Origin of the sequence: Olivibacter sp. CPCC 100613, assembly GCF_036959255.1 — a bacterium.
Lineage (GTDB): Bacteria > Bacteroidota > Bacteroidia > Sphingobacteriales > Sphingobacteriaceae > Olivibacter.
The window spans coordinates 77,049-95,803 of sequence record NZ_JAWMTI010000010.1; the positions used below are offsets into that span (position 1 = coordinate 77,049).

General features: G+C 40.3%; 15 protein-coding genes and 2 tRNA genes. 4 read left to right on the forward strand and 13 right to left on the reverse strand.

The window, feature by feature from the left end; all coding sequences use genetic code 11:
- Nucleotides 1-4 precede the first annotated feature (4 nt).
- Complete coding sequence (locus tag RYH73_RS23090; RefSeq protein ID WP_335315857.1) at nucleotides 5-3,181, forward strand: efflux RND transporter permease subunit; 3,177 nt, start codon at nucleotides 5-7, stop codon at nucleotides 3,179-3,181.
- A 69-nt stretch (nucleotides 3,182-3,250) separates the two neighbouring features.
- Here RYH73_RS23090 and RYH73_RS23095 read toward each other — a convergent pair whose 3' ends face one another.
- Nucleotides 3,251-3,682 (reverse strand): DUF2147 domain-containing protein, encoded by a 432-nt coding sequence (locus RYH73_RS23095; protein ID WP_335315858.1) that lies wholly within the window; start codon nucleotides 3,680-3,682, stop codon nucleotides 3,251-3,253.
- A 214-nt stretch (nucleotides 3,683-3,896) separates the two neighbouring features.
- Here RYH73_RS23095 and RYH73_RS23100 point away from each other — a divergent pair.
- Nucleotides 3,897-3,982: transfer RNA gene (locus RYH73_RS23100), tRNA-Leu, on the forward strand.
- A gap of 22 nt (nucleotides 3,983-4,004) precedes the next feature.
- Nucleotides 4,005-4,087: transfer RNA gene (locus tag RYH73_RS23105), tRNA-Leu, on the forward strand.
- An 81-nt stretch (nucleotides 4,088-4,168) separates the two neighbouring features.
- On the opposite strand, the gene RYH73_RS23110 is transcribed toward RYH73_RS23105, so the two are convergent.
- From RYH73_RS23110 to guaB, 8 genes are all read right to left on the reverse strand, one after another.
- Nucleotides 4,169-4,558, reverse strand: coding sequence for a RidA family protein (locus RYH73_RS23110; RefSeq protein ID WP_335315859.1), 390 nt, complete (start codon nucleotides 4,556-4,558; stop codon nucleotides 4,169-4,171).
- A 225-nt stretch (nucleotides 4,559-4,783) separates the two neighbouring features.
- Nucleotides 4,784-5,299 (reverse strand): isopentenyl-diphosphate Delta-isomerase, encoded by a 516-nt coding sequence (idi, locus tag RYH73_RS23115; protein ID WP_335315860.1) that lies wholly within the window; start codon nucleotides 5,297-5,299, stop codon nucleotides 4,784-4,786.
- A 7-nt stretch (nucleotides 5,300-5,306) separates the two neighbouring features.
- Nucleotides 5,307-6,053: a tRNA1(Val) (adenine(37)-N6)-methyltransferase gene (locus RYH73_RS23120; protein WP_335315861.1), complete on the reverse strand. Its 747-nt coding sequence runs from the start codon at nucleotides 6,051-6,053 to the stop codon at nucleotides 5,307-5,309.
- Nucleotides 6,054-6,214: 161 nt separating this feature from the next.
- Nucleotides 6,215-6,784: a gluconate 2-dehydrogenase subunit 3 family protein gene (locus RYH73_RS23125; protein ID WP_335315862.1), complete on the reverse strand. Its 570-nt coding sequence runs from the start codon at nucleotides 6,782-6,784 to the stop codon at nucleotides 6,215-6,217.
- Between the two features lie 29 nt (nucleotides 6,785-6,813).
- Nucleotides 6,814-8,271: a Gfo/Idh/MocA family protein gene (locus RYH73_RS23130; RefSeq protein ID WP_335315863.1), complete on the reverse strand. Its 1,458-nt coding sequence runs from the start codon at nucleotides 8,269-8,271 to the stop codon at nucleotides 6,814-6,816.
- Between the two features lie 21 nt (nucleotides 8,272-8,292).
- A complete protein-coding gene (locus RYH73_RS23135; protein WP_335315864.1) occupies nucleotides 8,293-9,972 on the reverse strand; it encodes a GMC family oxidoreductase in 1,680 nt (559 codons plus the stop codon).
- Nucleotides 9,973-10,052: 80 nt separating this feature from the next.
- Nucleotides 10,053-11,291, reverse strand: a complete 1,239-nt coding sequence (locus RYH73_RS23140; protein WP_335315865.1) for a nucleoside permease — start codon at nucleotides 11,289-11,291, stop codon at nucleotides 10,053-10,055.
- A 414-nt stretch (nucleotides 11,292-11,705) separates the two neighbouring features.
- Nucleotides 11,706-13,181, reverse strand: a complete 1,476-nt coding sequence (gene guaB / locus RYH73_RS23145; RefSeq protein ID WP_335315866.1) for an IMP dehydrogenase — start codon at nucleotides 13,179-13,181, stop codon at nucleotides 11,706-11,708.
- A 213-nt stretch (nucleotides 13,182-13,394) separates the two neighbouring features.
- Here guaB and RYH73_RS23150 point away from each other — a divergent pair, with 213 nt between their 5' ends.
- Nucleotides 13,395-14,981: a peptide chain release factor 3 gene (locus RYH73_RS23150; protein WP_335315867.1), complete on the forward strand. Its 1,587-nt coding sequence runs from the start codon at nucleotides 13,395-13,397 to the stop codon at nucleotides 14,979-14,981.
- A gap of 10 nt (nucleotides 14,982-14,991) precedes the next feature.
- Here the strand turns inward: RYH73_RS23150 and RYH73_RS23155 are convergent, their stop codons facing one another.
- The 4 genes from RYH73_RS23155 to RYH73_RS23170 all read right to left on the reverse strand — a co-directional run bounded on the left by RYH73_RS23155 (nucleotide 14,992) and on the right by RYH73_RS23170 (nucleotide 18,753).
- The gene (locus RYH73_RS23155) at nucleotides 14,992-16,428 is read right to left on the reverse strand and encodes a COG3014 family protein (RefSeq protein ID WP_335315868.1); all 1,437 of its coding nucleotides are present in this window, start codon (nucleotides 16,426-16,428) and stop codon (nucleotides 14,992-14,994) included.
- A gap of 21 nt (nucleotides 16,429-16,449) precedes the next feature.
- Nucleotides 16,450-17,043 (reverse strand): penicillin-binding protein activator LpoB, encoded by a 594-nt coding sequence (locus tag RYH73_RS23160; RefSeq protein ID WP_335315869.1) that lies wholly within the window; start codon nucleotides 17,041-17,043, stop codon nucleotides 16,450-16,452.
- A 31-nt stretch (nucleotides 17,044-17,074) separates the two neighbouring features.
- Complete coding sequence (locus RYH73_RS23165; protein WP_335315870.1) at nucleotides 17,075-17,452, reverse strand: hypothetical protein; 378 nt, start codon at nucleotides 17,450-17,452, stop codon at nucleotides 17,075-17,077.
- A gap of 179 nt (nucleotides 17,453-17,631) precedes the next feature.
- Complete coding sequence (locus RYH73_RS23170; RefSeq protein WP_335315871.1) at nucleotides 17,632-18,753, reverse strand: YncE family protein; 1,122 nt, start codon at nucleotides 18,751-18,753, stop codon at nucleotides 17,632-17,634.
- Nucleotides 18,754-18,755: the final 2 nt, after the last annotated feature.

Here is an 18,755-nt window from a genome sequence, read left to right on the forward strand (position 1 = left end):
AAACATGATATCTGAAGTATTTATAAAAAGGCCGGTAACCGCAATTGTCATTTCTGTATTATTAGTACTGATAGGTGCCATTGCGATTACTACGCTTCCTATTAGCCAGTATCCGGATGTAGCGCCCCCTACGGTTACCGTTACCGGGACCTATACAGGCGCTGACGCCGCTACGGTGGAACAGACAGTAACTACCCCCATTGAGAGTCAAATTAATGGAACACCCGGCATGACCTATTTGCAATCAAATAGTACGTCGGACGGGCGTTCATCTATTACCGTCACTTTTGATGTTGGTACCGATATCGACATTGCTACACTCGATGTGCAAAATCGAGTGGGTATTGCGGAACCAGCACTTCCTGAAGCTGTTAGACGTTTGGGAATTGTTACCCGGAAAGCCAACAACGATATATTGATGGTTGCCGGTTTGGTTTCTCCAAAAGGTACACATGATGAAAAATTCTTGTCCAACTATATTCAGATTTATGTAAAAGATGCACTTTTACGTGTAGCAGGTGTGGGCGACGTGCAAGCGTTCGGACAACCATTCAGTATGCGGGTATGGTTGGATGCGGATAAGTTATCGCGATTGAGCTTGACACCTGCTGATATCAGTGCTGCCATTCAAGAACAGAATTTACGTATACCAGGTGGTAGCGTGGGGGCAAAACCTCAATCTAATTCACAAGCTTTTGAATTTAACGTGATTCTAGATGGTGATTTGATCACACCTGATCAGTTTGAAAGTATCATTGTCAAAACAAATGCAGACGGTTCTCTGGTATATTTAAAAGATGTTGCACGTATCGAATTGGGTGAGTTTGCTTACAGCACTTCTTCGAAAGTTAATGGGCAGGTTGCATCCATGATGATGATTAATCAAATGCCCGGTGGTAATGCGGTTGAAACGGCTGAAGGTATAGAACAAGCTTTAGAAACACTTAAAAAATCATTTCCGGACGATGTAGACTATGTTATCAGTTATGAAACAATCTCCATGGTAAAAGCTTCCATCAGCTCCGTAATTCATACCCTTGTTGAAGCGTTGGTATTGGTAACTGTTGTGGTATTCGTTTTCCTTCAAAGTTGGCGAGCTACATTGATTCCTGTATTAGCAATTCCTGTTTCCATTGTTGGTACCTTTATTTTCTTCATACTTTTAGGTTTTTCTGTCAATACATTGACCATGTTGGCCTTCGTTTTGGCCATTGGTATTGTGGTGGATGACGCCATTGTGGTCGTCGAGGCTGTGCAACATTACATTGACAATGAACACCTGTCTGCTAAGGATGCCACAAAAAAGGCTATGAAAGATATTACAGCACCCGTTATTGCCATTGCGCTTATATTAGCGGCGGTGTTTGTACCAGTAGGTTTTATACCAGGGATGGTGGGTAAACTATACCAGCAATTTGCGATTACTATTGCCGTTTCTGTATTACTTTCTGCCTTTATCGCGCTTTCTCTAACACCTGCATTATGCTCGCTGATGCTAAAACCGATGAAGTTAGATAAGGATTCGAAAGGTTTGGATCGTATATTCTATTTGTTCAATTCTTGGTTTCATCGGGTTACCCAACGGTATTCCAAGGGTGTTCAGTGGTGTATAAAGAAAACGCCGTTAGTAATGATTTTGCTTATCTGTATCTTCGTTGGTACTTACGGTCTCTTCTCTGCGAAACCGAGCGGATTTATACCACAAGAAGATGCCGGCGTGTTCTTTATGGGTATTTCTTTACCTGAAGGAGCTTCTGCTGCCCGAACAAATGAGTATATGGATGAAATAACAAAGTATATACAGAAAGAAGTTCCGGAAGTACAAAATATCACGGCTATTTCGGGTATTAATATTTTGAACCGTGCATTTAAGTCTAGTGCGGCAACTTGTTTTGTGCAGTTGAAGCCCTGGGAAGAGCGTCATCGTTCGGTTACTGACATTACCGGGCAACTGATGGGAAAATATATGGCTAATACGAAAGGTAGTCTGATAGCGGTAGCCCCACCTCCAATACCAGGTTTGGGTACAACGGGTGGTTTTACGATGGAAATTGAAGAGCAACAAGCGGGGGATATTAAAGCTTTTGAAGGCGTTGTCGGTAAGTTTTTGATGGCTGCCAATCAACGTCCGGAAATAGCCATGGCTTACTCCTTGTTTAATACTAAAACACCGAATTACCGTGTGGAGGTTAATAGAGAACAAGCAAGGAAAATGGGTGTTCCAATTAATTCGGTTTATGGTACCATATCCGCTTATTTTGGTAGTAGTTATATCAATGACTTTGTATTATATGGGCGTACTTTCCGTGTGGTATCACAAGCTGACACCAACTTCAGAAAGCATATTGAAGATATCAATAATCTTTATGTAACCAATACCAAAGGGACTTCGGTTCCATTGGGGACTTTAGTTGATTATAAAATTGTTGAAAACCCATCCATTATCAATCACTTTAACATCTTCCGTGCCATTGAGGTTAGTGGTAACGCAGCACCGGGTTATAGTAGTGGTGATGCGCTAAATGCCCTGGAAGAAGTTGCGGCTCAAACGCTTCCCAACGGATATACTTATAGTTTTGCCGGGTTAAGTTTACAGGAGCTCGAGTCGGGTAATAAAACGGTAATGATCTTTGCGCTTTGTATCATTTTCGTATTCCTGCTTCTGGCAGCCCTTTACGAAAGTTGGTCAGTTCCGTTCTCGATTTTGATGTCGGTGCCTGTTGGTGTGTTTGGAGCGATTTTAGCACTTACCTTCCTTCCAAAATTGGATAATAACATCTATGCGCAAATCGGTCTTGTCACACTGATTGGTTTGGCTGCAAAGAACGCGATTCTAATAGTGGAATTTGCCAAAGAAAGGGTTGACATGGGTATGGAATTGATAGCAGCTACCATAGATGCAGTCAAATTGAGATTACGCCCTATTGTGATGACTTCGATGGCCTTTATTTTGGGTATTATCCCATTGATGCTTTCAAGTGGAGCAGGTGCTGTCTCTCGTCAAACGATCGGTTGGACTGTATTTGGGGGAATGTTAGCGGCAACGCTGTTGGCGATTTTCTTTGTACCGGTATTGTTTGTTTTGATTACGCGTTTAGCTTATGGCAAAAAGAAGCTGGCCGAATTGCAAGCAAACTATAATCCTGATGATCACAAAGACATGCTTCATTCAGAAGATTAGTTAGTAGATCAAAAAAAAGCCGGCTTCACCTAAATGTGAGGCCAGCTTTTTTTGTCTCCTATAATTTATTTACTCCACCCGAGTCCACGTTTCAGTACGACCCAATAAGCTTAAGCCTACAAAACCACGGATATCTAATTTATCGCCTTTCAACGTCATTTTACAACTATATGTTTTGCCTGATTTTGGATCATAAATGGTTCCCCCTTCATATACACCATTGTCCTTAGCGGTAAAACCTTCCAATATTTGGCTTCCCTGTATTGTCCGTGTTCTTTTCGAAGCATCTGGGTTCTTTTTGTCTTTTTTGGGTTGACCATTTTCGTCATTTGGTTCTTTTAGCCAATATAGGGTTCCAGCGTACTTTTCTCCCACTTTTTTTATCTCTATTCTACCTTCTCCACTTGGGTTTTGCCATTTTCCTATTATCCCCTTACTATCTTGCGCAAAAATGTTACAAGCTAGGAGTATAGATGCTACAAATAATGTTAGATTTTTCATGATTTAGCATTTTAGTCTTATATAAAGGTACTAATATTCAATATAAATTATGCATACATAGTAAATACTTCTTTATCGATTAACTGCATAACCGCCTATTTGTTTTTTAATATTAAAAAATAATACTTTGTATAAGAGTTTTTTACGAAAATTAGCGAACTTGACGACAAGAAAAATTTTTTGAACCAAATACAAGTACTATATTTGCAGCCACGCCCAGGTGGCGAAATTGGTAAACGTTGCGGTCTCAGAAGCCGTTGAGCTAGGCTCTTGAGGGTTCGAGTCCCTCCCTGGGCACCATGATCGTAGTTTAGTTTGATATGCGGAAGTGGCGAAATTGGTAGACGCACCATCTTGAGGGGGTGGCGCCCTAAGGGCGTGGCAGTTCGAATCTGCTCTTCCGCACAATAAAAAAGCTCTTGCGTGTGCAAGAGCTTTTTTATTTTCGAACCATGTTTCTCTTCGCCGAGTGTGGTAAAACAAAATCTATTTCACCACCGTGGCTTCCAATTCTACTTTTAATGTTTCAAATAACCTGGTAACTTCCAACATTGTAAGTGCCTGCTTGATCTGGTGCTTCCCTATCCATTCTTGTAAAATTGGAAAGTGGGGCCATAGCTCTTCTGTTGATGTCGTATAAACATTCAACCGTACAATATCCTTACATGCATAGCCAGCAGATATGATTACTTCCTCTAAATTCGAAATTGCCTGCTGAAGTTGCAATTTCATATCTTTATTGCTTGATTTGCCGTCAGGGTCAATTGCTGCTTGTCCTGAGCAATATAATGTAGCTGTCACATTCTTTACTTCAACAGCTTGCACATAGCTGCGTTCATCTTGCCATTTCCATGGACTAAAAGTTGTTTTTTCCATTGTATTAACTTCTTAATATAACATCAAAAGAATATCCTTTCAATACGTTACAAATGTATGTTTTAGTGCTAAGTGAAATGGTTGACCTAAATCACAAATATGAAGTGATTTACATCACATGATAAAATCGAGCATTCATCCGATTACCAAATGGGATTTAGCATCGGGATCGAATTAAATTTACAAGATTAGCTCCTCGTCAGATGATATCAACGCTTCGCTAACTCATTTTTTTGTATACTCTCTGAAAACGCGTTCGTAGACTTCTAAAAACCAATAGGTGAAGGACTCGGGATTTTGTGCGGTCATTTGGATAAGATTCTGAAGAGAAATCCATTGATAATCCATTACCTCTTCCTTATTTGGCACAATTTTGCCATTAAACTCGCCTATATAAATATGATCAAATTCGTGTTCAACTAAACCGTTTTCAAAAGAAGTCTCATACAAAAAAGAAAAGAGTGGCCTAAGCGTCGTTTGAAATCCCATCTCTTCTCGCAACCTGTCATTTGCCGCCAACAAAGTATCTTCGTTGGGTGCTGGGTGGCTACAGCAGGTATTTGTCCACAAACCACCGCTATGATATTTCGCCATGGCTCGTCTTTGCAAAAGTAATTCACCGAACGTATTAAAAATGAAAATGCTAAAAGCCCGGTGCAGTAAACCCTTTTGATGGGCCTCTAATTTCTCCATTCTACCGACGGCATTGTCTTGCTCATCCACTAATATCACTTCTTTCATAAGGCTTTTATCTTCGTTTATCGGAATTAAAAATAACAAAAAAGGGGTTCAAAAGGTCTTTATAGTCTTGAGAATACACCCCTCTTTCTTCGTATATCGTGAGCGAAGAAATATCTTGGATGTTCTGTAATCGATTCCCTTTTCTTAAGCATACTATCTGTCTGAATGGATCGTCCTCGCTAAAGGATTTGATATATATAGTTTTAATAAGCTGAAAATCAGTTGTTTGTTTTGCATACTCACAAACGCGGGCACTAATGATGGGCGGTAAAACAAGCTGTAAATGTCCACCTACCTGAAGCCACTTCTGTGCTTTACCAATTAATTCTTGGTAAAACGGTTCATCCGTATGCCGGGCCCCGGATTTTCTTTCATTCGGATTTTTAAGGGCATTCACGAAAAAAGGGGGATTACTAACAATCAAATCATAAAAGTTTGGTGGATTGAATTGTTGAAAAAGAGTATAATGTGCTCGAATACGGTCGGAAAAGGAGGAGTTTTTAAAATTTTTGTCGGATAACCTAGCGGCTAGCTCATCCTTTTCCAAGGCATCAATTATCGCAAAGGGAAAGCGTTGTGCCATCATTAGGGCAATTACGCCGGTACCAGACCCAATATCCAATATTCGACGAGGGGAAGGATGATCGGCAAGGGCTCCCAATAATACACCATCCGTATTTATCTTCATGGTCGCATTATCTTGCTCAACATAAAATTGTTTGAATTTAAATAAGGAAGGTGATTCTGTGTCCATAAAGTGTTACTAAGTTACTGTTTTTATTTTATTCAAGCTACTCCCAGAAGGCATCAAGGCATTAATCAGTTTAAATACCAAATCTCCATTAAACAGATATCATAAAAAAAGCAACCTTTTAGGGTTGCTTTTTTTATGATGGAGTTATTCTATTCAAACGATTAGGTCGCCCACGCCTTATCACCTTTTTTATAAGGTAAATTGCCATCATAACGACCTGGTATTTTAACATACCGTAAAGCTTTAGTGGCACCTAATTCAGATGTAAAGAAGCCAAGTAAGGTCAATTGTTTAATCATACTAAAATAATGATTCGGATCTTCATCCTTCTTGTTTTTGCCATACTCTTTTGCTTCCTTGTCAATTTCGGTCAACAAGCCGGTTCGTTCCTCTTTAGACAATTCCTGGAAACGCTTACTATACTTTGCTTTTGACGCATCTTCCAGTTTTCCCAATCCTTCCAGAAATACCTTTTGATCCTCCTTGGTATAGCAATCACGCACCATTACCGGTATAAAAGCTCCAACACCGGCTTCTTTTGCTCCAGGGCTGGATGTTTGAGGTAAAATGGTTTCGGCAATATCGCCTAAGTAATCTATTTGATCTTCTTTGAATAAGCTTTCTACATCTTTTGATGCGGGGCGAGTACAACCCTCAAGAAAGAGATTAGCACCAATTACTGTGCCTCCCATTATCCAGGCCACTCGCGTCAAGGCTTCTCTTCTATTCATGTCCTTAATTGATTAATTGAATGATTCGTTTATATTGTATATTTTACATCCCAGCCAGAACGGTAATTCCGTTTAACGAATTGGTTCACTTCGTCAAAGTTAGTTACTTTCATTGCGTTATTATCCCAAACCAACTTAATGTTACGGCCCGGATATTGATTATTGATGCGTAAATCGGCACCTCTAATAGCCAAATTAGCCATTAACAAGGCTTCTGTAAGCGGCCCTGCGATTTCAAAAGGCGAACTAACTGGTTTTTTTCCGTAACCGGCAAGGCAAGACTCTACCCATTGTGCATAATGTCCCCCCTCTTGCCCGGTAACGCGCTCATATTTCTTTGGAACATTAACCGTTGCTGTTTTTGATGTTGGAAGGAGACGTGCATTTTTTCCGTAGGTATCTGCAAGGATCTTTCCTTTAGTACCGATTAAAAGGATACCATTTCCCCCATCACCATAAATTTCGTTAGGTTCTAACTCTTCCGGTCGCTCCGGTTGAATCCCGCCATCCATCCAATGAAGCGTCACGGGGCCATTTGTTCGAGATCCTTTCGGGAAAGTAAGTGTTGCATGGCTCGAAGGAGGACAACTTTCCGGGAAATACCCACGCTTAAACTCATCGACATAGACCGTACCTACACTCGCTTGTACATCCTGTACATAACTAAGCCCCAGTACACTGAAAGGTAATTCCAGCAAGTGGCAACCCATATCTCCTAACGCACCGGTTCCGTAATCCCACCATCCGCGCCAATTGAAAGGAACCAATTTATCCACATAATCTTTTTGCGGAGCCGTACCTAGCCAAAGATCCCAATTTAATTCTTTTGGGATTTCCGCTTTTTGCGTAGGCCACTGAATCCCTGAAGGCCATACGGGTCTATCCGTCCAGCAATATACGGTATGTACGTCACCTATAATACCCGCCTCGTACCATTCACGAGCTTGCCTTGGACCATCATTTGACGCGCCCTGATTGCCCATTTGCGTTACTACCTTATATTTTTTAGCGGCATCGGTTAATACGCGTGCTTCCCAAACATCGTGCGTTAATGGTTTTTGAACGTATACATGTTTTCCCAACTGCATGGCTGCAAGCGCCTGAATGGCGTGGTTATGATCAGGAGTTGATACAGAAACAGCATCAATATTTTTATGCTCTTTATCCAACATCTCCCGGTAATCCTTATAATACTTAGCCTTAGGGAATTTCTTTACAGAACCAGCTGCTCTTCTATCATCCACGTCGCATAAAAAGGCGATATCTGCCTTTCCACTTTCAAAAAACGCATTGATATCACTTGATCCTTTCCCTCCTGCGCCAATACCGGCAACTTGCAGTTTATCACTCGGAGCAATAAAACCGGATCCTCCTAAAACGTGTCTAGGAACAATCATAAAACCGGCAGCTGCCAGCGCGCCGGCTTTTATAAAGCTCCTTCTGGATTCATTTGTTTTTGATTGGTTATTTTTATTAGTATCAGACATGATTTAAATATGTTGGTTAACTTAAATATTTCCTTTTTTCAACTCGTTCACAGCGAAATCAGCAGCGCGCGCCGTTAGTGCCATATAGGTCAGTGAAGGATTCACACAAGCTGCAGAGGTCATGCAAGCACCATCCGTAACGAAGACATTTGGAGCGTCCCAAACTTGATTATTACCATTAAGTACTGAAGTTTTAGGATCTCTTCCCATCCGAGCGGTTCCCATCTCGTGTATTCCTTGACCGAAACCATACTCACGATCGTAAGTAAAGACATCTTTTGCACCCACTGCTTCTAACATTGCTTTCGCTTCTTCAGCCATGTCTTTACGCATTTTTAGCTCATTCTCTTTAATTTCGACATCGAAAGCCAATACAGGAAGGCCCCACTTATCTTTCTTCTCCTTATCTAGGGTTATTTTATTTTCGTGATAAGGCAAGATTTCACCAAACCCACCGAATCCGATCGACCATGATCCAGGTTCGCACAGCTCATCCTTGAAATCGGCACCGATATTTAGTTCAGCGACATTTCGACTCCAGCCTTGTCTGCTAGCGCCCCCTTGATAACCAAAACCACGTAAGTAATCTCTTTTATCACCATCGACATTCTGGAACCGAGGAATATACAAACCATTTGCCCTCCGACCAAAATAATATTTATCTTCAAAGCCTTCGATTCTACCGCTAGCACCTACCCCTAAGTGATGGTCCATAACATTATGTCCGAGCTCACCACTGCTGCTACCAAGCCCTCCTTCCCAAACATCTGTAGCTGAGTTCATTAATACCCACGCCGAATTTAACGCAGAGGCGTTAACAAATATTACTTTTGCAAAGTATTCATATGTTTGATTGTTTTGTGCGTCCAACACTTCTACACCTTTTGCTTTTTTGGTGTCTTTATCATAGATAATTTTGGTTACGATCGACCAGGGTCTAACCGTTAAGTTACCTGTTTTTACAGCTGCTGGCAAGGTTGCTGATTGTGTGCTGAAGTAAGCGCCGAAATTACACCCTAACCAACATTTATTTTGGTATTGGCAATTTACACGGCCATTATGAGGTACAGTAATATTAGCTGTACGACCGATGATAAAGTGTCTTTTACCACCAAAATGCTGTTTAATTCTTGCCGCAACATCTTTTTCTACTACATTCATTTCCATCGGCGGCATAAAATCACCGTCAGGTAAAACAGCTAAACCGTCACGGTTTCCGCTAATACCTGCAAATTTTTCCGCATAACTGTACCATGAAGCTATATCTTTGTATCGAATAGGCCAATCGACTCCGATCCCATCTTTCAAATTTCCTTCAAAATCGAGGTCGCTCCAACGATAACTCTGGCGCCCCCACATCAACGAGCGTCCACCTACATGATATCCCCTGTACCAGTCGAATCGCTTTATTTCAACATAAGGGCTCTCCTTTTCATTTACCCAATAATTTAAATTTGTTTCATTGAGCGGATAGTCTCTTTTCAAAACAGGATAATCCTCGATCATTTTTTGCGTTCTACCTCCGCGATGCGGGAAATCCCAAGGGTTTTTGTTCGGGCTTTCGTAATCTTTTATGTGTTCGATGTTCCTTCCGCGCTCTAACATAATCGTTTTGAGCCCCTTCTCTGTTAGTTCTTTGGCTGCCCAGCCTCCGCTGATACCTGATCCGATTACTATCGCATCATATACATTATCTGCCATAATTGATTTAGTTTATTTGTCGTTTTAGTATTCAGTTAGTAAGGTACTATTCTTTGTTTGTTTAATGTTGCTTTAATGATTTATTCGTGAATTGCATCAACTTCTTTCTTTTCTTTAAAGAAAAGTGCGAACAATATAAATATGACAGCCGCTATTGACGCAGGTACAATCCAAACATGTTGCCACAAATTATCTACTGCCGCAGCCTTGTAGTGTTCAGTGACAAAACCTGCTACCCAGAAGCCGATTAACATCCCCACACCATAGGTTGCTAAGGTAACCAAACCTTGGGCCGAAGATTTATATTTCTCACCGGCACGCGCATCTGTATAAATTTGACCGGAAACAAAGAAAAAGTCATAGCATATCCCGTGGAGTGCGATACCGATGATAAGCATGAAAGAAAGTTCATTCGCGTTGCCATAAGCAAATAAGGCATATCTTATTGCCCAGGCAAGCATACCAAATAATATTGTTTTCTTAAAACCGAAACGGCTGAAGAAAACAGGAAGAAGCAATAGAAAAAATGCTTCAGATATTTGACCGATCGCCATTTTACCAGTCGGATTTGGTAAACCAATATCTGATAAAAATGGGTTGGCATTCTGGTAATAGAAGGCAAGCGGGATACAAATAAGAATAGCGGAGATAAAAAATATGAGAAAGTCTTTTTTATTGAGGAGTTTTAGTGCATCCAATCCCAGTATCTCCGAAACACTGCTCTTTTCATTTTTATTACGTGCCACAGGAGGAGTCTTCGGAAGGATAAAACTATATAAGCCTAAAACTAAGGAGGCTATTCCCGCCATAAGAAATGTATTTTTCAACGCACCAGCTTTCAAGCTGTCACCCGAATCCCAATGAAACACATAGCTAATCACCAAACCGGCAATGATCCAGCCGATCGTTCCCCAAACACGAATAGCGGAAAATTCCTTTTCCGGGTTTTGCATCTGCCTGAACGAAACGGAATTTACAAGTGCCAATGTAGGCATATAGCCAATCATATAAGCTAATACATAAGGGTAGAACACACCAACATCTGGGGCGCTGTACATTTGATACATCAAAAAAGCCCCGATTAAATGAAGGACCCCGAGAATACGCTCTGCATTGAAATACCGGTCTGCAATTAAACCGATGATAAAAGGCGCGATAATTGCACCAAAAGATTGTGTAGAAAAGACATTGGCGCTTTCCAATCCAGATGCATTTAAGTTAATGTTTAAAAATGTTCCTAAGGTCACAAACCATGCTCCCCAGATAAAAAATTCAAGGAACATCATGAATGACAATTTTGCACGAGTAATAGTGTTCATAAGGTGGGTTAGTATAAGATTCTGGCTGCGTTAATAAAATATTTAATTTTTATCATTTAAATAGTTGGTTTCAAATAGTTTATGTTAGCTTAAATAATTGCTTGACTTCATGCCTTCCTTCCCTTTCGGTAAAAATGTTTCAGCTAAAATTTACTAAATGTAGTCGAATTTTTAAAAAAACCAAAATGCTGTAAGATTTATTTGAACTTTATTGAAACGATAAAAGCATTGGATTTATTGTTAATAATGAAGGATTTAGCGGAACTTACTGATAATCAGCTTGTACAAAATACACTAAGTTGTTGCTTCAGCAATGAAGATTTTTTCTAACAATTTAGATATATAGGATGATGAAAAATAAAAAAGCCCCAAGCTATGCATTAGCTTGGGGCTTCTTACTGCTAAATCGTTTTTTTATTGTCGACTATTGTAATTTGGGGCCTCCTTTGTGATCGTTATGTCATGTGGATGGCTTTCCCTCATACTGGCTGCGCTTATTTTTACAAATTTTGCGTTCTGCAATTGTTCAATGGTTGCAGCTCCGCAGTAGTGCATTCCAGCACGTAACCCACCGATATATTGGTAAACAATTTCTGCCAGCGTACCTTTATAAGGTACCCGACCAACGATTCCTTCAGGAACTAGTTTGGTGACTACATCGGTTTCGTCTTGAAAATACCGGTCTTTTGAACCTTTGGCCATTGCATCAACGGAGCCCATTCCTCTGTAGGATTTAAATTTCCTACCTTCATAGATAATGGTTTCGCCGGGAGATTCCTCCACACCTGCAAACAGTGAACCGGCCATGATGGTACTTGCACCTGCTGCAATCGCTTTTACGATATCGCCGGTTTGCTTAATTCCACCGTCCGCTATTACTGGCACGTTTCTTCCCCTGAGTGCTTTAGCAGATTCAAAAACAGCATACAGCTGAGGTACACCGACACCGGCAACAATACGTGTGGTACAAATAGATCCTGGACCAATACCAACTTTCACTGCATCAGCACCGGCATCGGCCAATGCAATTGCCGCGTCAGCAGTTGCTATATTACCGGCGATTACCTGCAAATCGGGATACAGATTTTTGACACTTTTTATCATATCAATAACCCCCTTGGAATGTCCATGCGCCGTGTCTACCGTAATAACATCTACACCGGCTTTCACAAGCTCCGCTACACGCTCCAAATTATCGGCTGAAACACCAACTGCTGCTCCGACTAATAAACGACCATGTTCATCTTTTGCGGCGTTCGGATAATGCTTGAATTTCTGGATATCCTTAAATGTAATGAGGCCGACAAGTCTGCCTTCACCATCCACTACAGGTAACTTTTCGATCTTATAATTTTGAAGAATTTCTTCCGCCTTGACAAGGTTTGTTCCGATAGGAGCTACTACTAAATTATCTTTCGTCATTAACTCGCTAATTGGTCTTTCCATATCCTTCTGAAAGCGTAGGTCGCGATTCGTAACGATTCCAACCAATTTGTTTTCGCCATCCACAATCGGAATCCCGCCTATTTTATTTTCTTTCATAATTGTGAAAGCATCTTTAACGAGGGCCGCTTTATTCAACGTTACCGGATCTTGAATCATTCCGCTTTCCGACCGTTTCACCTTACGTACCTCATTCGCCTGTGCCTCCTTGGTCATGTTCTTGTGCAATATGCCAATCCCACCTGCCTGAGCAAGAGCAATCGCAAGTTCAGCCTCCGTAACCGTGTCCATTGCCGCAGAAATCAACGGAATATTTAATCGGATTTTCTTTGTCAGCTGCGTACTTGTATCCACGTCTCGTGGCAACACTTCTGAATATGCAGGAATTAATAATACATCGTCGTAGGTGAGACCTTCAGCTACGAATTTTTCTGGATCTAATTGCATGGCAAATATGTATAGGGATTACTATTTGCCAGGCAAAAGTACGATTTTTTTTTAAATCTATATGTTTTACGCCGTTCTTTTTGTAAATACAAAGTAATTTTGTCTTAAACGACGTACAGAACATATAATAATATGGTTTAGCTGCGCTAAAACCAAAAGCCATATTTACCAATATAATCCTTACCTTTGCCCACTTAAATTTCGTTGCTAACGATGAGTAATTTACAAAAAGAGATAAATAAACGAAGAATTTTTGGAATAATCAGTCACCCGGATGCTGGTAAAACGACCCTGACCGAAAAACTATTATTATTTGGGGGGGCTATCCAAAAGGCAGGCACTGTGAAAAGAAACAAAGCGGAGAAAACTGCTACATCTGATTTTATGGAAATCGAAAAGCAACGGGGAATATCAGTGGCTACTTCGGTTATGGGCTTTAACTACAAAGATCGAAAAATAAATATACTAGATACCCCTGGACATAAGGATTTCGCAGAAGACACTTATCGCACCCTCACCGCGGTGGATTCGGTTATTTTGGTAATCGATTGTGTAAAAGGGGTTGAAGAGCAGACACGAAAGTTAATGAGTGTCTGCAGAATGCGCCATATACCGGTTATGGTTTTTATTAATAAGATGGATCGGGAAGGTAAAGATCCATTTGACCTCCTAGAAGAAATCGAGAAAGAATTAAATATATCAACGCGCCCGCTAAGCTGGCCTATTGGAATCGGCAGCACTTTTGCAGGTGTTTATCATCTCTATAAAAAACAATTGAAATTGTTTAGTGGAGAAAGTAAAATGAATATCGCAGCCGATTTCATTCAGGTGGAAGATCTTTCAAGTATAGAACTTGAGCAACAGCTTGGCGAGAAGGCGGCCCAAAAACTGCGTGATGAAGTTGAATTGGTAGAAGGAGTTTATGAGCCATTCGATTTAACACTATATCGTTCAGGTTATCTAGCACCGGTCTTTTTTGGAAGTGCCATTAATAATTTTGGTATCGAAGAATTACTGGACACCTTCGTAGAAATCGCGCCGGAACCACAAGCTAGGGAAACCGACAAAAGAACGGTTCAACCCGATGAAGGGAAATTTACAGGATTCATCTTTAAAATACACGCCAATTTAGATCCCAATCACCGTGATCGTATCGCTTTTTGCCGCATCTGTTCCGGTAAATTCGAACGTAATAAATTTTATCAACATATCCGGTCCAACAAAAAATTAAAATTCGCATCCCCTACTAGCTTTATGGCCGATGCCAAAAGTCTGGTCGAAGAAGCCTGGCCAGGTGATGTGATCGGGTTGTATGATGCTGGTAACTTTAAAATTGGTGATACCCTAACAGAAGGTGAGCTATTGAAATATTTAGGAATTCCAAGCTTCTCTCCTGAAATATTTAAGGAGTTGGAGAATATGGATCCTATGAAAACAAAACAGCTGGAGAAAGGAATCACGCAACTTGTAGATGAAGGGGTAGCACAACTATTTACGCAAAATCTGGGAAGCCGAAAGTTTGTGGGTACGGTAGGTGAACTTCAATTTGAGGTGATCAAATTTCGCCTGTTACATGAATATGGCGCGTCCTGTAATTTTAGATCTATTAGTTTTACAAAAGCCAGTTGGATAACGTCAAATGACCCAAGTCAAATGGAAAAATTGATGCGCTCTCAAGCTAATCGCATCGCATTTGATAAGGAAAATAGACCGGTATATCTTTCAAACTCGAAATGGGATATCGATTCAACCATGCGCGAATATCCCGATATTGTTTTCCACGAAACCAGCGAGTGGTAAGCAACTGGTATTAACGGAGTGTTGGGTAGCTTAAAAATTGTAAGCTACCATTTCCCTTTACTTTCAGGGTATCTGTATGTGCGTTACCATCTTTTCCTTTCAATTCAAGTATAATTTTATTTTCGCCTAATGCTAAGGGAACCCTTGTATACAATATTTGATTGGGAAGGGATTGCCAATTGCGTGTGTCCGCCTTTTCGGAAAGTAAACTATATAGCTGGACTCCAAAGCCTAAACCTTCTAGCAAGGCATTGTCTTTTCCGTTCTTTCCAGCTCCCTTAGCACTTTCCTTTAGCGCATATTCAGCCCCCTTTTTAACAGCTAAACGGGTGAGTGTTTTCCCCATTTCCTTACCAAAACGCTGCTTTAATGTTTCCACCGCTAGCGCATTAACATCTTCCGCTTTTTCAAAATAGAAATTGCTGCTATCAATTTTAATCGAAGCATCGGTAAAATAGGCTGGTTTTGAAACATATTTAGGAAACGCTACCCGTATGCTATGTACATCATTCAAACTTGTACTGTTATTTCTGTACACATCGTGATCAATAGGAATAAGTATCGTTCCGGCGGCATTTGTAAATACAAAATCACCGTTGCTTCCTTTAACCAAGGAGAATACCAGGTCCTCTTGCTGCTTAATCGGCGCCAAACCATTTTCCCAAAATAAAACCAGCTCTCCTCCCGGGCCAGCTTGGTAATGCTTATAGGGCATATTGAAAACCTTCTCAAAACGTTGAAGCTCTGACTCAAAACCATTGAGGTAGGCCATGCGCATGACATCGTATTTTAACCCCGTTGGAATGGGTGTGTCATAATAAATTGTGTCCTTTTGTTTAAGATAAACTTCCGCAGCATTTCTATAGGCGATAAATGCATTATTGACATCCCGATCGCGTTCGTAAATAAGTCCCTGTAACATCAGGGAAAAAGCATCCTGAGAATATCTATTGGTCTTTTCGTTATATTTATCCGTTTGCGCCTGGGTTTGTAAGCTAATGCGTCTAGCCTCCACAATTGCTTCTTCCGTATTGTTTAAATATATATAATTGAGGGCTTTATAGTAGTGAATCATAAACTTTTCGAAATCCTCACCTTTATAATTTTGCGTCATTGGATTTACCAAAGCACCTACTATTGCATCTTTGGTATTTCCCAGACCAATTTCAAGTAGTCTATCCGCTTCGTTAAAATAACGATTACTTGCCTCATAGTTTCCATTTAACTGGCTGACTCGTCCGAGCTCCATTAGATAGAGGAGCTTGTTGCGCGGTTTCTTCAGTAATGAATTCTTGGTTAGGTCCTTTTCTGCTGCCGGATAGTCGCCATCGGCTATTTTTCTGTAATACGATGCAACCCGATCATTATAACTGGCACAACCATAAACAAATACCATCAAGCACATATACATGAATAATGTCGGTATCTGTTTAGCATATCTCTTCATACTACAGCGATGTTCCAACGACTAATTCTTAACGTATTTTGCAATCTTTTTATCACCAATCCATACAACCTCATTAGTTTGTATATCGGTTAGTTCCAAATTTACTTGATAATAAACTACTTTCTGCTTTTTATGTGAATCCACAATTGAATTGATCGAGCCTTGAAGAATATAGTCGGCACCATTTTCCAGTCCGAATTTCTTCATCGTTGAAAGTGAAGCATTGTCTTGCTGATCAGCTTTTTCTGCCCTTAATTCTTCACGCTTCTTCCCTCCTTGCACTAGACGTACACGTTGTGTCTGTATGAAAGCCCGCTCAACATCTTTCACAAAAGTTTCAGCATCAATATGTTCATGACTTTTATTCTGCATCATACCTACTATTACTACAGGCTTTTTTCCAGCATTCTTTTCAAGATGATCAGCTAACCAATCAGCTCCAAGAATCGTTTTTGTCATTTCATCAGCTACCATTCTTGAATCCGAATTGTTCCAGTTTCCGCTGATATCAATGGTCTCTTCCGGACTTACACGTGTTACTTGCCGTGCACAGGAAAATAAAGCGAAGGAAGCGGCTGTTAAAGCAGCTGAAAACAAAAAGTGTTTAAGTTTCATTTTAATTCTTTATTTTTTAAGTTAAAAGTATTTAGTACCAAAAGCTTCTGCTATTGAAGCCCACACCTACATAAGGCGACCATCCCCAATTGTTGTAACCATAATAGCCCAATCCAATCGAAGGATAATACCAATCATTATAAGAAGGATTTGCTATGCGTTCCAAATGCCGCCGCTCTCGCCGTAAAGCCTTTCTCTCCGCCCTAGCTTGGTACCAGTCGTATGCTTTGTAGGTCTGTTGAATAGTTGACCCTTGATAACGCAATAGCGAATCGCTCGTAGCTGCATAGCGTTGAAGACTTCTATTGAAGTTCGGATTTTGATCACTGAATTTTACTTCTTGGGCATTTACCGTTAAAAATGATAAAAGCAACAGGAAGAATGAGTGAAATATGCCTTTCTTGTTCATAACAAAGAAAATTTAATGTAAGCAAAGCTATTAAATTAAAATAAATGTTTATTAATAAACTTTTACTTACGAGCAATAATTTTGTGTTTCTGCTAATTTTGACAATATTTAAACACAAAGGATTAATCCACCTCTGATTTTTCACCCCAAAGTACTTGCTGTCGCAGTGATACGATCGATTAATTCCCCAAAAAAGCCATATGGGCCGGGATATCGCCTGTTTCAAAGGATCTCAATAATTTACCGGCTGCATTGAATTCATATAGCGTGCCCGGGCTAACATAGTTTTTGGCATCGGTTAGATAAATATGTTTCGTATTGGCGTCAACGGCAATGCCATAAGGAATTGTAATTCGACTAGCAACATCGGAATCTATATAAGGAAAATCATTGTTCAGATCGGTAAGCAAAAAAGAATGAAAGAGAATCGTATTTTTTTGTTGATTACTATCCCACTCCATAGCGTAGGCATACATTTTATTGTCGTCGAGCCAAAAATTACTCACAGGTTTATTAAGCTCCTCAACCATATGGTCGGTATTTGGGTCGATGATAAAAAGACCAGCATGTTTATTGTCGTAATCTCCTCTTGATGTTACATATACCCTACCCTGCCGATTTACTTTTACCTGATGTAAGTTTATTGCGACCTCAATTCTTTTTAATTCTTTGAATGAAGATAAATCAATAACGGAAAGTGTTCGTTCATAGGCATCCGGATTGTATCCTCCGGAATTGGCAACATAAAGTTTATTGTTGGAAACGGCTAGTCCTTCCGGTTGCCGACCAACAGCTACTTCTCTTGAAATATTAAGCGATAGCGTATCGATTTCAACGACCTTCCCATTTGGAGAATTGGGACCCATTGCGATCGATGCATTATAGGAACTGACATAGACCTTCCCATTGGCTGTTGTGATGTTACGACAGTTAATCAGATCGATCGCTTTAATACGCCTGGCCGTAAATGCATCCAATACTTCTATTTTATTGGATGCATTTACAGCGATGTAGAGTTTGCCACCGTAAAGTTGGATATCGTTCCCCACGTCGCCCAAACCCAATACAATGGATGGATTCGCACGTTTATATACGTCCCTTTCATAGGTTCCTGTCGTGAAATCATAAAAGTCCAAGGAGGCCTTGTTCATCGACATATTGCCTTCATTCAGCAAATATAAACCTTTGCTAAAGTGAAATGTTTCCTCGGTTGCCGGTATTGTATCCTTCCTACAAGCATTTAAAAGTCCAAAACCGAACAATATAAAAACGATATAAGCTGTTTTATCAATGTTATGCATGA

Excerpts from the sequence above, each read along its gene's own strand:
- RYH73_RS23090 (WP_335315857.1), top strand. The coding sequence starts at position 5 with ATGATATCTGAAGTATTTATAAAAAGGCCGGTAACCGCAATTGTCATT.
- RYH73_RS23095 (WP_335315858.1), bottom strand. The coding sequence starts at position 3,682 with ATGAAAAATCTAACATTATTTGTAGCATCTATACTCCTAGCTTGTAAC.
- RYH73_RS23110 (WP_335315859.1), bottom strand. The coding sequence starts at position 4,558 with ATGGAAAAAACAACTTTTAGTCCATGGAAATGGCAAGATGAACGCAGC.
- idi (WP_335315860.1), bottom strand. The coding sequence starts at position 5,299 with ATGAAAGAAGTGATATTAGTGGATGAGCAAGACAATGCCGTCGGTAGA.
- RYH73_RS23120 (WP_335315861.1), bottom strand. The coding sequence starts at position 6,053 with ATGGACACAGAATCACCTTCCTTATTTAAATTCAAACAATTTTATGTT.
- RYH73_RS23125 (WP_335315862.1), bottom strand. The coding sequence starts at position 6,784 with ATGAATAGAAGAGAAGCCTTGACGCGAGTGGCCTGGATAATGGGAGGC.
- RYH73_RS23130 (WP_335315863.1), bottom strand. The coding sequence starts at position 8,271 with ATGTCTGATACTAATAAAAATAACCAATCAAAAACAAATGAATCCAGA.
- RYH73_RS23135 (WP_335315864.1), bottom strand. The coding sequence starts at position 9,972 with ATGGCAGATAATGTATATGATGCGATAGTAATCGGATCAGGTATCAGC.
- RYH73_RS23140 (WP_335315865.1), bottom strand. The coding sequence starts at position 11,291 with ATGAACACTATTACTCGTGCAAAATTGTCATTCATGATGTTCCTTGAA.
- guaB (WP_335315866.1), bottom strand. The coding sequence starts at position 13,181 with ATGCAATTAGATCCAGAAAAATTCGTAGCTGAAGGTCTCACCTACGAC.
- RYH73_RS23150 (WP_335315867.1), top strand. The coding sequence starts at position 13,395 with ATGAGTAATTTACAAAAAGAGATAAATAAACGAAGAATTTTTGGAATA.
- RYH73_RS23155 (WP_335315868.1), bottom strand. The coding sequence starts at position 16,428 with ATGAAGAGATATGCTAAACAGATACCGACATTATTCATGTATATGTGC.
- RYH73_RS23160 (WP_335315869.1), bottom strand. The coding sequence starts at position 17,043 with ATGAAACTTAAACACTTTTTGTTTTCAGCTGCTTTAACAGCCGCTTCC.
- RYH73_RS23165 (WP_335315870.1), bottom strand. The coding sequence starts at position 17,452 with ATGAACAAGAAAGGCATATTTCACTCATTCTTCCTGTTGCTTTTATCA.
- RYH73_RS23170 (WP_335315871.1), bottom strand. The coding sequence starts at position 18,753 with ATGCATAACATTGATAAAACAGCTTATATCGTTTTTATATTGTTCGGT.